At 48.5% G+C, this 15,301-nt stretch carries 17 protein-coding genes; 6 read left to right on the top strand and 11 right to left on the bottom strand.

Annotated features, from left to right (window positions below; all coding sequences use genetic code 11):
* The first annotated feature begins 40 nt into the window (after positions 1–40).
* The gene (locus FFT88_RS05265; RefSeq protein WP_135404301.1) at positions 41–1,975 is read left to right on the top strand and encodes an exoribonuclease II; all 1,935 of its coding nucleotides are present in this window, start codon (positions 41–43) and stop codon (positions 1,973–1,975) included.
* 63 nt (positions 1,976–2,038) lie between these two features.
* Here the strand turns inward: FFT88_RS05265 and FFT88_RS05260 are convergent, their stop codons facing one another.
* Positions 2,039–2,161 (bottom strand): hypothetical protein, encoded by a 123-nt coding sequence (locus FFT88_RS05260; RefSeq protein ID WP_130208829.1) that lies wholly within the window; start codon positions 2,159–2,161, stop codon positions 2,039–2,041.
* A gap of 53 nt (positions 2,162–2,214) precedes the next feature.
* Between FFT88_RS05260 and pdeR the strand changes: the two genes are divergently transcribed.
* The 4 genes from pdeR to osmB all read left to right on the top strand — a co-directional run bounded on the left by pdeR (position 2,215) and on the right by osmB (position 5,850).
* Complete coding sequence (gene pdeR / locus FFT88_RS05255) at positions 2,215–4,200, top strand: cyclic di-GMP phosphodiesterase (RefSeq protein ID WP_135404300.1); 1,986 nt, start codon at positions 2,215–2,217, stop codon at positions 4,198–4,200.
* Positions 4,201–4,348: 148 nt separating this feature from the next.
* A complete protein-coding gene (yciZ, locus tag FFT88_RS05250) occupies positions 4,349–4,522 on the top strand; it encodes a protein YciZ (RefSeq protein ID WP_130208833.1) in 174 nt (57 codons plus the stop codon).
* A gap of 93 nt (positions 4,523–4,615) precedes the next feature.
* Positions 4,616–5,365 (top strand): DNA-binding transcriptional regulator YciT, encoded by a 750-nt coding sequence (locus FFT88_RS05245; protein ID WP_130216058.1) that lies wholly within the window; start codon positions 4,616–4,618, stop codon positions 5,363–5,365.
* A 266-nt stretch (positions 5,366–5,631) separates the two neighbouring features.
* Positions 5,632–5,850: an osmotically-inducible lipoprotein OsmB gene (osmB, locus tag FFT88_RS05240; RefSeq protein WP_000498252.1), complete on the top strand. Its 219-nt coding sequence runs from the start codon at positions 5,632–5,634 to the stop codon at positions 5,848–5,850.
* A 125-nt stretch (positions 5,851–5,975) separates the two neighbouring features.
* On the opposite strand, the gene yciH is transcribed toward osmB, so the two are convergent.
* The 5 genes from yciH to pgpB all read right to left on the bottom strand — a co-directional run bounded on the left by yciH (position 5,976) and on the right by pgpB (position 9,630).
* Positions 5,976–6,302, bottom strand: coding sequence for a stress response translation initiation inhibitor YciH (gene yciH, locus FFT88_RS05235; RefSeq protein ID WP_064527234.1), 327 nt, complete (start codon positions 6,300–6,302; stop codon positions 5,976–5,978).
* Positions 6,302–7,039 (bottom strand): orotidine-5'-phosphate decarboxylase, encoded by a 738-nt coding sequence (pyrF, locus tag FFT88_RS05230; RefSeq protein WP_130208839.1) that lies wholly within the window; start codon positions 7,037–7,039, stop codon positions 6,302–6,304. The genes yciH and pyrF overlap by 1 nt, the downstream gene beginning before the upstream one ends.
* A gap of 193 nt (positions 7,040–7,232) precedes the next feature.
* Entirely contained in the window at positions 7,233–8,402 is a 1,170-nt protein-coding gene (gene lapB, locus FFT88_RS05225) for a lipopolysaccharide assembly protein LapB (protein ID WP_135404299.1), read from the bottom strand.
* A 6-nt stretch (positions 8,403–8,408) separates the two neighbouring features.
* Positions 8,409–8,717, bottom strand: coding sequence for a lipopolysaccharide assembly protein LapA (lapA, locus tag FFT88_RS05220; RefSeq protein ID WP_130208843.1), 309 nt, complete (start codon positions 8,715–8,717; stop codon positions 8,409–8,411).
* Between the two features lie 148 nt (positions 8,718–8,865).
* Positions 8,866–9,630, bottom strand: a complete 765-nt coding sequence (gene pgpB / locus FFT88_RS05215) for a phosphatidylglycerophosphatase B (RefSeq protein ID WP_130222773.1) — start codon at positions 9,628–9,630, stop codon at positions 8,866–8,868.
* Between the two features lie 169 nt (positions 9,631–9,799).
* On the opposite strand from pgpB, the gene ribA reads away from it, so the two are divergent.
* Entirely contained in the window at positions 9,800–10,390 is a 591-nt protein-coding gene (gene ribA / locus FFT88_RS05210; protein ID WP_064527224.1) for a GTP cyclohydrolase II, read from the top strand.
* Between the two features lie 62 nt (positions 10,391–10,452).
* On the opposite strand, the gene acnA is transcribed toward ribA, so the two are convergent.
* The 5 genes from acnA to cysB form a co-directional block, all read right to left on the bottom strand.
* Complete coding sequence (acnA, locus tag FFT88_RS05205) at positions 10,453–13,128, bottom strand: aconitate hydratase AcnA (RefSeq protein WP_135404298.1); 2,676 nt, start codon at positions 13,126–13,128, stop codon at positions 10,453–10,455.
* A gap of 163 nt (positions 13,129–13,291) precedes the next feature.
* The gene (ymiC, locus tag FFT88_RS05200; RefSeq protein WP_130208851.1) at positions 13,292–13,387 is read right to left on the bottom strand and encodes a small membrane protein YmiC; all 96 of its coding nucleotides are present in this window, start codon (positions 13,385–13,387) and stop codon (positions 13,292–13,294) included.
* A 115-nt stretch (positions 13,388–13,502) separates the two neighbouring features.
* Positions 13,503–13,694, bottom strand: a complete 192-nt coding sequence (locus FFT88_RS25250) for a hypothetical protein (RefSeq protein ID WP_167851606.1) — start codon at positions 13,692–13,694, stop codon at positions 13,503–13,505.
* On the bottom strand, positions 13,676–13,816 hold the full coding sequence (locus tag FFT88_RS05195) for a YmiA family putative membrane protein (protein WP_214251104.1): 141 nt from the start codon (positions 13,814–13,816) through the stop codon (positions 13,676–13,678). Before FFT88_RS05195 ends, FFT88_RS25250 begins: the two co-directional genes overlap by 19 nt.
* Before the next feature lie 319 nt (positions 13,817–14,135).
* Positions 14,136–15,110: an HTH-type transcriptional regulator CysB gene (gene cysB, locus FFT88_RS05190; RefSeq protein ID WP_064527218.1), complete on the bottom strand. Its 975-nt coding sequence runs from the start codon at positions 15,108–15,110 to the stop codon at positions 14,136–14,138.
* Positions 15,111–15,301 lie beyond the last annotated feature (191 nt).

Raw genomic sequence — 15,301 nt, 5'->3', positions numbered from 1 at the left:
AAACTGTCAGCCGCTCTAATGGCCACCAAAATAGACAATTATGTTTCAGGACAACCCGCTGCTAGCGCAGCTTAAACAGCAACTGCATTCCCAGACGCCCCGCGCTGAAGGGGTGGTAAAAGCCACTGAAAAAGGCTTTGGCTTCCTGGAAGTCGATGCACAGAAAAGTTATTTCATTCCGCCGCCGCAAATGAAAAAAGTGATGCATGGCGACAGAATTATCGCAGTCATCCACAGCGAAAAAGATCGTGAATCTGCCGAACCAGAAGAACTGGTTGAACCTTTTCTAACCCGCTTCGTGGGTAAAGTTCAGGGCAAGAATGACCGTCTGGCCATTGTCCCTGATCATCCATTATTGAAAGATGCCATTCCTTGCCGCGCAGCCCGTGGCCTGACACATGAATTTAAAGAAGGCGACTGGGCAGTTGCCGAAATGCGCCGTCATCCATTGAAAGGCGATCGTTCTTTCTATGCAGAACTCACGCAGTACATCACTTTTGGCGACGATCACTTCGTGCCGTGGTGGGTAACTCTGGCACGTCATAACCTGGAAAAAGAAGCGCCGAACGGCGTTGCTACTGAAATGCTCGACGAAGGTCTGGTGCGCGAAGATCTGACTGCACTGGATTTTGTCACCATCGATAGCGCCAGCACGGAAGATATGGATGACGCCCTCTTCGCGAAGGCGCTCCCGGATGACAAACTGCAACTGATCGTGGCGATTGCCGATCCAACCGCGTGGATTGCAGAAGGTAGCAAACTGGACAAAGCGGCAAAAGTTCGTGCATTCACCAACTATCTGCCAGGTTTCAACATCCCAATGCTGCCGCGTGAGCTTTCCGACGATCTCTGCTCACTGCGCGCCAATGAAGTTCGCCCGGTACTGGCGTGTCGGATGACGCTCTCCGCAGATGGCACCATTGAAGACAATATCGAGTTCTTTGCCGCGACTATCGAGTCCAAAGCGAAACTGGTTTATGACCAGGTTTCCGACTGGCTGGAAAACACCGGCGACTGGCAGCCAGAAAGTGAGGCCATTGCCGAACAAATTCGCCTTCTGGCGCAAATTTGCCAGCGTCGCGGCGAGTGGCGCCATAACCATGCACTGGTGTTTAAAGATCGCCCGGATTACCGTTTTATTCTCGGTGAAAAAGGTGAAGTGCTGGATATCGTCGCCGAGCCTCGTCGTATTGCCAACCGTATCGTCGAAGAAGCGATGATTGCTGCTAACATTTGTGCTGCCCGCGTACTGCGCGATAAGCTCGGTTTTGGTATCTATAACGTGCATATGGGCTTTGATCCAGCAAATGCTGAAGCGCTGGCAGCATTGCTAAAAACGCACGGTCTGCATGTCGATGCTGAAGAAGTGCTCACGCTGGATGGTTTCTGCAAGCTGCGTCGCGAACTGGATGCGCAACCAACCGGTTTCCTCGACAGCCGTATTCGTCGTTTCCAGTCCTTTGCCGAAATCAGCACTGAACCAGGCCCTCACTTTGGCCTCGGCCTGGAAGCGTATGCCACCTGGACCTCACCGATCCGTAAATATGGCGACATGATCAACCATCGTCTGCTGAAAGCGATCATTAAAGGCGAAACGGCGACGCGTCCGCAGGATGAAATCACCGTCCAAATGGCAGAGCGTCGTCGTCTCAACCGGATGGCGGAACGTGATGTCGGTGATTGGTTATACGCACGCTTCCTGAAAGACAAAGCCGGGACCGATACCCGTTTTGCGGCGGAAATTGTCGATATCAGCCGTGGCGGCATGCGTGTGCGTCTGGTTGATAACGGCGCTATCGCTTTTATTCCTGCGCCTTTCTTACACGCTGTGCGTGATGAACTGGTTTGCAGTCAGGAAAATGGCACCGTGCAAATTAAAGGTGAAACGGTTTACAAGGTAACCGATGTTATCGACGTCACTATTGCCGAAGTTCGTATGGAAACTCGCAGCATTATTGCTCGTCCGGTAGCGTAATATTCTTTTGCGGCCCATTCATTACGGATGGGCCGTTTACTTTACTCGTCTCCGCATTCGTTTTTATCCCCCCAGATTTTTTTCACAGACTTTCGTTTGTAAACTGGCGTTTTTCCAAAACTGGATTACAAATAAATATATAAATAAAACAATACGTTTAGCCGTCGCTAATTTTATGTAATTCATGTTGGACCTTTCTTTTAATCGCGAACTCCGCTGTTAACCGGAAGACACGCTTCATGAAAACAGTTAGGGAGTCCACAACGTTGTACAACTTTCTCGGATCGCACAACCCATACTGGCGTTTATCGGAAAGCAGCGATGTTTTGCGCTTTTCCACCACCGAAACCACAGAACCTGAACGTACTTTGCAGTTATCTGCCGAACAGGCTGCTCGCATCAGGGAAATGACGGTCATCACTTCCAGCTTGATGATGAGTCTGACCGTCAATGAGAGCGATCTTTCTGTGCATCTGGTTGGACGAAAAATCAATAAGCGCGAATGGGGCGGCAACGCGTCTGCATGGCATGACACACTGGCAGTAGCCCGCGATTTATCGCATGGACTCTCTTTTGCTGAACAGGTAGTGTCTGAAGCTCATTCCGCGATAGTCATTCTTGACAGCCGGGGAAATATCCAACGGTTTAACCGATTATGTGAAGAATACACAGGTTTCAAAGAGCACGATGTCATTGGGCAGAGCGTATTTAAGCTGTTTATGAGTCGTCGTGAAGCTGCAGCATCCAGCCGCAATAACCGTGGCTTTTTTCGCAGTGGTAACGCTTATGAAATTGAGCTCTGGATACCAACGCGCAAAGGTCAACGGCTATTTCTGTTTCGCAACAAATTTGTGCACAGCGGTAGCGGCAAAAATGAGATCTATTTAATCTGTTCCGGCACCGATATTACCGAAGAGCGTCGCGCCCAGGAACGACTTCGCATACTGGCAAATACCGACAGCATCACTGGACTACCGAATCGTAACGCCATGCAGGCGTTAATCGATCATGCCATTGTTCAAGCTAACGACTGCAAGGTTGGTGTTGTATATCTTGATTTAGACAATTTTAAAAAGGTAAACGACGCTTACGGGCATTTATTTGGCGACCAGTTATTACGTGAGGTGTCACTGGCCATTTTAAGCTGCCTTGAACAAGATCAGGTGCTGGCGCGTCCTGGCGGGGATGAGTTTCTGGTACTGGCACCCAATACTTCACAAAGCGCACTGGAAGCGATGGCATCGCGTATTTTAACCCGACTTCGCCAACCCTTCCGCATTGGTTTAATTGAAGTCTATACCGGCTGTTCAGTCGGTATTTCACTTTCGCCACAACATGGTATGGACAGCGCTGCCATTATTCGCCATGCCGATACCGCAATGTACACCGCAAAAGAAGGTGGGCGCGGACAGTTCTGTGTTTTTTCGCCAGAAATGAACCAACGGGTTTTCGAATATCTTTGGCTTGATACCAACCTGCGTAAGGCGCTGGAAAACGATCAGTTAGTGATACATTATCAACCGAAAATCACCTGGCGCGGTGAAGTACGAAGCCTGGAAGCGTTGGTGCGCTGGCAGTCGCCTGAACGCGGACTCATTCCCCCGTTAGACTTTATTTCCTATGCAGAAGAGTCTGGACTAATTGTTCCATTAGGACGTTGGGTGATTCTCGATGTGGTGCGTCAGGTGGCAAAATGGCGTGATAAAGGCATTAATCTGCGGGTAGCGGTGAACATCTCTGCGCGCCAGTTTGCCGATCAAACTCTTTTTACCGATCTGAAGCAGGTTCTTCAAAAACTGAATTTTGAATACTGCCCTATTGATATCGAGTTAACTGAAAGCTGTCTGATAGAAAATGATGAACTCGCCCTCTCCGTTATCCAGCAATTTAGTCAGTTAGGCGCACAAGTGCATTTGGATGATTTTGGCACTGGCTACTCTTCGCTTTCGCAACTGGCCCGCTTTCCCATTGATGCGATTAAACTTGACCAGGCTTTTGTCCGTAATATTCACAAACAACCTGTCTCGCAGTCATTAGTGCGCGCGATTGTCGCCGTCGCCCAGGCATTGAATCTGCAAGTCATCGCCGAAGGCGTGGAAAGCACAAAAGAAGATGCCTTTTTAACCAAAAATGGCATCAATGAGAGGCAGGGATTTTTGTTTGCCAAACCAATGCCTGCCGCGGCCTTCGAGCGCTGGTTTAAACGTTATCTAAAGCGGTCATAAAGAGACGGATATAAACATTTAACGATACATAATCTCATTATTTATCACATTTCCGAATGATAATTAGCCTTTGCCACTATACGCTTCTCTTTTAGTGGCAATTTTTGCATTATTCATTTTTGCCTTTATTTGCCATAAGGATGCCCTCATGTCTGAATTTGATGCCCAGCGCGTTGCCGAACGTATTGATATTGTGTTAGATATCCTTGTGGCGGGCGATCACCACTCTGCGATCCATAATCTCGAGATACTTAAAGCAGAACTCTTGCGCCAGGTTGCTGCATCTACGCCAGACATCCCGAAGGCACCGTGGGAGATTTAACAGTCGTGCTTTCAGGCTTTCCATTTAGCAGAAAAGGATGCCAGGCGCGTCAGCTTTTTTATTAAATATTATAACGTTATAAGAATTACAGCGATGAATTCCCGACAACAAACAATTCTACAGATGGTCATTGACCAGGGTCAGGTTAGCGTAACCGAACTGGCAAAAGCCACGGGTGTTTCTGAAGTTACTATTCGCCAGGATCTCAACACCCTCGAAAAACTGAGTTATCTGCGCCGCGCGCATGGTTTTGCAGTTTCGCTTGATAGCGATGATGTTGAAACCCGGATGATGAGTAATTATACGTTGAAGCGTGAACTTGCCGAGTTTGCGGCCTCTCTGGTTCAGTCAGGTGAAACTATCTTTATTGAAAATGGCAGCAGCAATGCCCTTCTGGCTCGCACGTTAGGCGAACAGAAGAAAGATGTTACCATCATTACGGTTAGCAGCTACATTGCGCATTTGTTGAAAGACGCACCCTGTGAAGTCATTCTACTTGGTGGCGTGTACCAGAAAAAAAGCGAAAGCATGGTTGGCCCTCTGACACGTCAGTGTATCCAGCAGGTTCATTTCAGTAAGGCATTTATTGGTATTGATGGCTGGCAACCTGAAACTGGATTTACTGGACGCGATATGATGCGTACCGACGTAGTCAATGCCGTGTTGGAAAAAGAGTGCGAAGCAATCGTTCTGACGGACAGCTCAAAATTTGGTGCCGTACATTCTTACTCCATCGGCCCTGTTGAGAAAATCAAACGGGTCATTACCGACTCGAAGATACCTGCCAGCCACCTGTTGCATCTTGAGCATAATAGACTGACGGTTCACGTCATCAACAATTAATTTCCCCTCCTCTACGGATGATTTGCACTTTCGCAAATCATCCGCTCTAAGATGATTCCTGGTTGTTAATTAAGACTATTTACCTGTCCTTAAAACTTCAAAGTTGTAAACTTAACATTAGCGATATAACAGGAAGTGACTGTCACCTGCGTGATATAACCCTGCGCGAGAGGATTTCACGGAAAATAACTTTTTCAGAAAGCGTCTTAACTATTATAGTTAAAGAGAGCTTACTTCCGTGAATCATAAATTCAGGAGAGAGTATTATGTTTGTAACGAGCAAAAAAATGACCGCGGCTGTTCTGGCGATTACGCTGGCTATGTCTCTGAGTGCCTGTTCTAACTGGTCTAAACGAGATCGTAATACCGCAATCGGTGCGGGTGCAGGTGCTTTAGGTGGCGCAGTACTAACTGATGGCAGCACGCTGGGTACGTTAGGCGGTGCAGCAGTCGGTGGTATTATCGGTCACCAGGTCGGTAAATAATCGTAAATAAATGTCGATTAGCGACTCGCAATTATAATACGCTTAACTCTGTTCAGTACGAAATAACTGAATAATACACACAGTAAAATAAACGAAAGCCACGAATATTTTCGTGGCTTTTTTTGTTAACCGCCTGCGAGTTTTACCTTCATGCCTTTCGCTTCAAGCATTGATTTTAATAAATCACGCTTATCACCCTGAATTTCGATAATTCCTTCTTTTACTGACCCTCCGCAGCCGCATTTTTTCTTCAGTTCTGCCGCTAGCTTTATCAGTTCAGCTTCATCGAGATCAACACCTGTAATCAGGCAAACACCCTTACCTTTGCGGCCGCTGGTTTGACGTTGAATACGCACAACGCCATCACCTTTAGGGCGTACAGGGGCTACTTTCGGTTCATCGATACGTCCAGTCTCCGTTGAATAGACCAGACGGCTGTTGGAATCACTCATTATGCACTCCGCTGTAACGAGGCGTTGATCGCTTTCAGCGTTTGCGCTGGATCCGCAGATTGCGTCACCGGGCGACCAATCACCATATAATCAACCCCAGCTGCCAGCGCCTGTTCTGGCGTCATAATACGGCGCTGGTCTCCAGCATCACTCCCCTGCGGACGAATACCCGGCGTAACCAGTTTGAAGTCCTGACCAAACGCTTGTTTAAAACGAACGGCTTCCTGGGCAGAACACACCACGCCATCAAGACCACATTTTTGTGTCAGCGCCGCCAGACGCTCTGCATAATCCGCTGGTGACAGTGTCACGCCGAGATCCGCCAGATCGCTTGATTCCATGCTAGTCAGCACAGTTACCGCTATTAACAACGGCGCGTCTTTGCCAAACGGAACCAGCGCCTCACGAGCAGCGGTCATCATACGCGCCCCGCCAGAGGCATGAACATTCACCATCCACACACCTAAGTCAGCCGCTGCGGCCACGGCGTGCGCTGCTGTGTTGGGAATGTCGTGAAATTTCAGGTCAAGGAAGATATCAAAACCACGCTCTTGCAGTTCACGGACAAACTGTGGCCCAAACAGCGTAAACATCTCTTTGCCAACTTTCAGACGACAATCGCGTGGGTCGATTTTGTCGACAAATGCCAGCGCAGCATCACGATTATTATAATCAAGGGCAACAACGACGGGAGAACGCGTAACAGCGCGGGAAGAAGATGAAGCAGTTAACGTCATGACCAGACCTTCTTGATGATGGGCACCGGAAGTGGCGCGAAAAAGGTAAACGGCGTGCATTCTACCCGTGGAAATAAAAAATTAACAGTTGCGATTTCTCCCCTGTCAGGCTTTTCCATGCAGGCGTTACCGAAGCACATTTGTTGATAACAACCATTAGTATGTTGTAACTAAAGTCGATTTTTTTTAAAAACTACAGGCCGTCCAGACCACGAATTGGTTTAATGGTCGACCAGGCCCGACAGGACGGACAATGCCAGTAGAGGGTATAAGCGGTAAAACCACACTTCTGGCAGCGATAACGCGGCTTACTGCGTACCTTCTCACCAACCATATCGCGCAGCACCATCAGGCTCTCTTTTGCACGCCCTTCTTCCGCTTCATTGAGGTGGTAATCCATCAATTTGTGGAACACGCGCATGGTTGGGTGACGTTGCAACTGGCGCGTAATATAAACCTGAACTGCATCGCTCCCGTCACGCGATTCAATGATGTCAGCAAGCATCAGTTCAGCATCAGCACCCGTATTTTCTTCCACCGCTCGCTGGAGAAACTCTGCCCATTCGGCAGTTTTACCCAGTTGCTGATAGCAGGTTTGCAGCATTTCCAGCGTTTCGCTGACCAGTTCTCTGTCCTGAGAAATAACGCGTTGCAGGCTTTCGACGGCTTTGCCGTACTCGCCTTTGGCCATAAACACACGCCCCATCATGATGGATACGCGCGCGCTGTTTTTGTCGGCCGCCGCCCCTTTTTTCAGCAAGGTCATGGCACGATCGAGATCGTCGCTGGCAATGTATTGAAGAGCTAATTCACAATAGAAATGAGCTATTTCGACCCGCTGTTTATCTTTACCCAGTTTAACCAAACGTTCGGCGACATCGATCGCCTTTTGCCATTCACTGGTGGCCTGGTAGATTTGCAGGAGTTGTTGCAAAGCGCCAACACGGAAGTCAGTTTCATCAGTCAATTGATTAAACATATCTTCCGCACGATCGTACAACCCGGCAGCCATGTAATCACGACCCAGTTGCTGAATTGCCAACAGGCGCTGTTCATAGGTCAGCGAGGCGCTTTCCATTAAGGTTTGGTGGATGCGAATTGCGCGATCGACTTCGCCACGGGATCGGAACAAGTTTCCGAGCGTAAGGTGGGCTTCAACGGTGCCAGTGTCCTCTTTGAGCATATCAAGGAACAGGTCCACCGCTTTATCTTGTTGATTGCTAAGCAGAAAGTTAACCCCCGCCACGTAATCACGTGACAGGCGGTTGGCTTCATCTTGCTTGTTTTGTTGCGCACTTCTGCGGCCCATATACCAGCCATAGGCAGCGGCTACAGGCAAAAGCAGAAACAACAACTCCAGCATAGAAGGTTATTCCTTCGCCACTGACGCATGCGGCGCTACCGCCACATCAGTCGCGGGTGAAAGCTGGTTTTCCAGTCGCTTTATTTTACGTTCAGCACGCGCCAGAGAAACACGAACTCGCAGCCAGAACAGTCCGCAAATTAACCAACCGATAGCAAAGCCCGCAGCAAACAATACCGCCAGCAAAGTAGAGATACGATACTCCCCTTGCGCTAACAGATAGTTAAACGTCACCTGTTGATCGTTCTGCGCACCTAACGTGACCGAAATCACGAAAATCGCCAACACCAATAAGAAAATGAGTAAATATTTCACATTACTTCCCGTTATGTGGTTAGAGCGCATAAATTATGGTCAACTTACCGCAATAGCCCTTTAAAGTACCATTTTCACGCCGACTGCGAAATGGCAACTACGTGCATTGTTGGTGATTTAAGGGCGAAAATCAGAAAATCAACCAGCGTTAACTTTCTTCTTCTCGTTGCGCTATCTCACGATTTTCTTCCGGAGGTGGTGTTAATGGCCCACAAATTCGTTGTGCAAGCCAGGTTGCCACCGCCACCAGCGCCCACGAAATCAATGTAGCCACCACCAAATCACGCGGCCAATGCATCCCGAGCAGTAGGCGGCTTCCCATGACTCCCGTGGCCCAAACCAGCAAGAGTGCAATGGTGAAAGTTCGCCGACGCGGCCACAGTAACCCAACGGCCAGCAGCGCCCAACTGGCAGCAAACATCGTGTGACCGGAAGGAAAGGCAAAACCCGTCTCTTTCTGCCAGTGAGAGCGTAAATAGCCCGGTATATTATTTTCTGCAGCCAACTGTTCTTTCACTAAACTTCCGCGTTCCGCACGCTTTAAAGTGTAGAACTCCTCAACCGGAATATGATGTGTTTTTTCCAGCCATATCACAAAGGGGCGCGGCTCCTGAACTTTATCTTTTATCCAGGATTTCACGCCTTGTCCAATGAGGATCGCCGCAGCCAGAATGGTAAACAGCATAATTGCGGCTTTGAGGCGAAAACGCAGACACCAGAGAAACCAAGCGAATAAAATCAGATGTGTAATGACGCCCCAAGGCTGAGTAACGGTTTCAGTGACCCAAAAGGCCGCTTTTAACAGCCAACTTTGATCTCCTGGTTGCCAACGCCAGCCAGAAATCCATACAGCTACCGGCATTACAAGTAATAGTGCAGCTCCCACTGCGGTACGTCTGGCAATCGAACGCATGGCCTCTCCTTTTTTATAATTCCCACAATCATAACTGAAAATGCCTGCTCCAGTAAAAATTGACAGATTTGTGCCATTCAGTGAACGATTGGCGCGTCGCGATTAGGAGAACCCCTTCGCGTTATGGCAAAATAAGCCAATACAGAACCAGCATTATCTGGAGAATTTCATGCAGCTTAAACGTGTGGCAGAAGCCAAACTGCCAACCCCATGGGGCGATTTCCTGATGGTGGGATTTGAAGAACTGGCAACCGGACACGATCATGTCGCGTTAGTTTATGGCGACATTTCAGGACATACTCCTGTCCTGGCACGCGTCCATTCTGAGTGTCTGACCGGTGATGCCCTGTTCAGCTTGCGCTGCGATTGTGGCTTCCAGCTTGAAGCGGCACTGACGCATATTGCCGAAGAAGGCCGTGGTATTTTGCTGTACCACCGTCAGGAAGGACGTAACATCGGTTTGTTGAATAAAATCCGTGCTTATGCGTTACAGGATCAAGGTTACGATACTGTAGAGGCCAATCATCAGTTAGGTTTCGCCGCTGATGAACGTGATTTCACCCTCTGCGCCGACATGTTCAAGTTACTGGGCGTCAATGAAGTCCGTCTGTTAACCAACAACCCGAAAAAAGTCGAAATTCTGACCGAAGCAGGTATCAACATTGTTGAGCGCGTGCCGTTGATTGTTGGCCGTAACCCAAATAATGAACACTATCTCGATACTAAAGCCGAGAAAATGGGCCATTTGCTCAACAAATAACCCTGTTCGCTACAGACTTAGTATATTTGCCGGATGATCCACATCCGGCAAATAAAGCTGGATTACTTCAACATATTACGAATGACATAATGCAAAATACCGTCGTTCTGGTAATAGGTTAATTCTGTTGCAGTGTCGATGCGACAACGGCACGGCACAACGTCCTGCACACCACCAGCTCGCGTTAGTGTCACAGGAACCGTAGCGCCAGGTTGCAGATTTTGCAGATCGGCAATATCAATCTTCTCTTCCCCCGTCAGCCCTAACGATTTACGCGTCACACCTTGCGGGAACTCCAGCGGCAAAATACCCATGCCGATTAAATTCGAACGGTGAATACGTTCAAACGATTCTGCAATCACCACGCGAATACCGAGCAGACGCGGGCCTTTTGCCGCCCAGTCTCGACTCGAACCTGACCCATATTCTTTCCCGGCAATTACCGCCAGCGGTGTTTTCTCTTGCTGATAGCGCATCGCCGCATCATAAATAGAGATAACATCATTGCCTGGTAGATGGCGCGTCATCCCCCCTTCAACACCAGGCACCATTTCGTTACGAATGCGAATATTGGCGAACGTGCCGCGCATCATCACTTCATGGTTACCACGACGCGAACCGTAGGAGTTAAAATCTTTACGCTCAACACCACGACCTTGTAGATATCGACCCGCGGGGCTATCAGGCTTAATGCTGCCTGCCGGAGAGATATGGTCAGTGGTAACCGAATCACCCAGCATTGCCAGAATTCGCGCGCCGTGAATATCTTCCACTGGCGCAGGGGTTGCCTGCATTTCATCAAAGAAAGGCGATAAGCGAATGTAGGTCGAATCATCCTGCCATCCGTAGGTATCTGATCGTACAACCTTAATCTCCTTCCACTCCGCAGTCCCTTCGAAAACTTCCGCGTACTCCTTACGGAACATTTCAGTGGAGACTTGCGCAACAGCGCGAGCAATCTCTTGAGCCGATGGCCAGATATCTTTCAGATATACCGGATCGCCTTTACGATCGTGCCCCAGAGGTTCGGAAGCCAGGTTGATATTCATATTGCCCGCCAGTGCATAGGCAACCACCAGCGGCGGCGAAGCCAACCAGTTGGTTTTAACCAGCGAATGAATACGTCCTTCAAAGTTACGGTTGCCAGACAGTACCGCGCCAACGGTTAAATCGCCCTTTTTGATCGCGGTTTCGATAGGATCGGGCAACGGACCAGAGTTACCAATACAGGTGGTACAACCATAGCCCACAAGGTTAAAGCCCAGTTCATCAAGATACGGCGTCAGTTTGGCTTTTGCCAGATAGTCAGAAACCACTTTCGAGCCAGGCGCGAGAGACGCTTTGACCCACGGTTGTCGTTTCAGCCCCAGGGTGACGGCTTTTTTCGCCAGTAATCCGGCCGCCATCAGCACGCTGGGGTTAGAGGTATTGGTACACGACGTTATCGCAGCAATAACCACTGCACCATCAGGCAACTGATACTGATGCCCGTTCATAACATAATCTACCGGCTGGCGATCTTTATGCGTGGCGTTGACTTCCAGTTCGTTACTGGCGGCAAAAGCTTTTGGCACATCAGGCAGCGCAACACGATCTTGTGGACGCTTTGGACCGGCAAGACTAGCGACTACGTCGTTCATATTCAATTCAAGCGTACTGGTAAACACCGGTTCATCACCTGCGTTCCGCCACATACCCTGCGCTTTAGCATATTTCTCAACCAGTTCAACCTGGTCTTCACTACGGCCGCTTAACCGCATGTAATCGAGAGTGACAGCATCGATTGGGAAGAAGCCGCAGGTCGCACCATATTCCGGCGACATATTGGCAATGGTTGCACGATCCGCCAGTGGCAGTGAATCCAGACCATCACCGTAAAATTCGACGAATTTACCTACTACGCCATGTTTACGTAGCATCTGAGTAACGGTCAGCACCAGGTCGGTGGCGGTAATACCTTCACGCAGTTTACCGGTGAGTTTAAAGCCCACCACATCAGGAATAAGCATGGAAACTGGCTGACCTAACATCGCCGCTTCCGCTTCGATTCCACCAACGCCCCAGCCCAACACACCAAGACCGTTAATCATGGTCGTGTGCGAGTCGGTGCCGACGAGCGTATCCGGATAAGCAATCCATTCCCCCTCCTGCAATTCACTCCACACCGCTTTGCCGAGATATTCAAGGTTCACCTGGTGGCAAATCCCAGTGCCTGGTGGCACAACGCTAAAACGACTGAACGCCTGTTGCCCCCATTTCAGAAACACATAACGCTCGTGGTTGCGCTCCATTTCCAGGCGTACGTTTTCCTCAAATGCCTCATCATCGCCAAAGCGATCGACGGTAACCGAGTGGTCAATCACCAGATCGACCGGTGAGAGCGGATTCACCTTTGCGGTATCGCCACCGAGACGTTTTACTGCTTCCCGCATCGCCGCAAGATCAACAACAGCAGGTACGCCGGTAAAATCCTGCATCAGCACTCTGGCTGGACGGTAGGCAATTTCGCGATCGGCATGGGCATTTTTCAGCCATCCCGCCAGCGCATGAATATCTTCTTCGGTGACCGAATTGCCATCCTGCCAGCGCAGCAGGTTTTCGAGCAGAACTTTGAGTGACTTGGGCAGACGGGTGATATCGCCCAGTGATTTGGCAGCAAGCGGCAGGCTGTAGTAGTGGTAAGTTTTATCTTTGGCCTGCAACGTGTCCTTACTGGCTTCTCGTAGGGTTGACGACATAGCTCCTCCTTAATAACAGGGTTGCGATGCCCTGATTCTCTTCAGGGTGAATATTAAAGATAACACAAACATCGCGTAACGATTTGATAACAACCCAAATTGATAAAAGAGGAGAAACCTTGTGGCAACGCAAAAGAAAACCCCGCCGCAGCGGGGTCAGGGATCAGTGAGTAACGATCCAGAGGAGTTCGGCCCAGAAGAGCATCGACAGAGAAAATGCGCCCATCCAGGACCAGTATTTCGTATTTGTAGTGATCATAGGCTACACCCTTAACTGTTATTACTTTATGTTGAGATAACTCAACCTGTTATTGCTGTGGTGTATTAAAAGCCGTTATATTCATTAATATATTGGGTAACAAGAATGATGATAATTATTGTTTCTGCTGAACATCTTCAGCAAACATCTCTATAAAGGCTTGCTGTTGCGGTGTTAGTTTCCAGCTATGGGGTATAACGACTGAACAATCCCGTTTCGTTTCCGTTGCATTGTCATTCTGCTGACATAATGGTGACGGTTCCTGATGTTGCTCCTGAACGACCATAGTTATCCCCACACTTTCCAAATCAGCAGTGCGACAACCACCCAAAAGAGCGCAGAACCAAGAAATACCGCAAGCCAGGCTTTGCGTTTTAATTCAGGGTCCCGGCGGGGGGCCTGATTTCCAGAAGGCATTGCTAACCTCATATAATCGCCATCACTTATCAGCAAGACGCTAAACGATTGGTATAATTAATCAAATGATAGGACAAATCCTAATGAAACTTTAGTCAAAAATCCAGCGAATTTACGAATCGTTTCCAGTGAATAATTCAATCTTTTGACCTGAAATAGATATTTGAAGAGTGGAGTTTGCAACGCGGATAAATAGACACTACTTTATGCTCGATTTGCCATAAATTTTTTGTGGATATTTATATTGTGAGCGACTAACAAATAAAAAGGAATAGAGAATATATTCCGGCACCTTTGTCACATAAAAAGATGCCGGAAATAACGTGGGTAATTATTTTTCTGGCAATTTGATATCTTTGAACATGACTTCAATTTCTTCATTGGAACGCAGTGCAACGGCGGCATCAACGACGTCTCGCGTTAAATGCGGCGCAAAACGCTGAATGAAATCATACATATAGCTGCGTAAAAACGTACTACGGCGAAAACCAATTTTAGTTGTGCTGTGGCTGAAGATATCATGTGCATCGACACGCACCAGATCGGGGTCTGAAACCGGATCGACCGCCATGCTGGCAATGACCCCTACTCCCAGCCCAAGACGAACGTAGGTTTTAATGACGTCAGCATCAGTTGCTGTGAAGACAATTCGCGGCGTCAGTCCTGCGCGGTTAAAGGCTGTGTCCAGTTCGGAACGGCCGGTAAAGCCGAAGGTATACGTTACTAGCGGATACTGCGCCAGTTCCTCAATCGTGATTTCCTTTTTACCCGCCAGAGGATGATCCGGGGTTACCACAATGGCCCGGTTCCAGTGGTAGCACGGCAACATCACTAAATCTTCATATAAATGCAGGGCTTCCGTGGCAATTGCGAAATCAGCATTACCTTTAGAGACTGCATCAGCAATTTGTGTCGGAGAGCCCTGATGCATATGCAAAGAAACGCGAGGATAACGCTCGATAAAGCCTTTAATGACATTTGGCAGCGCATAACGTGCCTGAGTATGGGTAGTGGCAATATACAGCGAACCTTTATCAGGCCAGGTGTGTTCACCGGCTACCGATTTAATGGCGTCGACCTTTGACAACACTTCACGAGCAATACGGATAATTTCCTGCCCTGCGGGGGTTACCTGCGTCAGGTGCTTACCGCTACGGGAAAAAATTTGAATGCCCAGTTCATCTTCCAACATTCTGACTTGCTTACTGATCCCGGGTTGTGATGTGTAAAGTCCTTCAGCCGTTGAGGAGACATTCAGGTTATGATTGACTACCTCAACAATATAGCGAAGTTGTTGTAATTTCATGTTAAACCATCCAATTAGACGCCATCAGAACATCGTTTTTTCGCCACACCTGGCGGGTGACTAATACGATTTAATAATAAAAAAAGTGATAACTATAACCACTATATCATTTATAGCTTTAGTGTATAGGTGTGTAGAAAAAATAATATGCAATGAAAAAGGGCCGCTTTTGCGACCCTTTGTTTATAAAA

The sequence above is a fragment of the Escherichia sp. E4930 genome, from assembly GCF_005845405.1.
In the GTDB taxonomy this organism is placed as follows: Bacteria; Pseudomonadota; Gammaproteobacteria; order Enterobacterales; family Enterobacteriaceae; genus Escherichia.
Note: the sequence above shows the minus strand (reverse complement) of the source record. Positions and strands in the feature narration are given on the sequence as shown.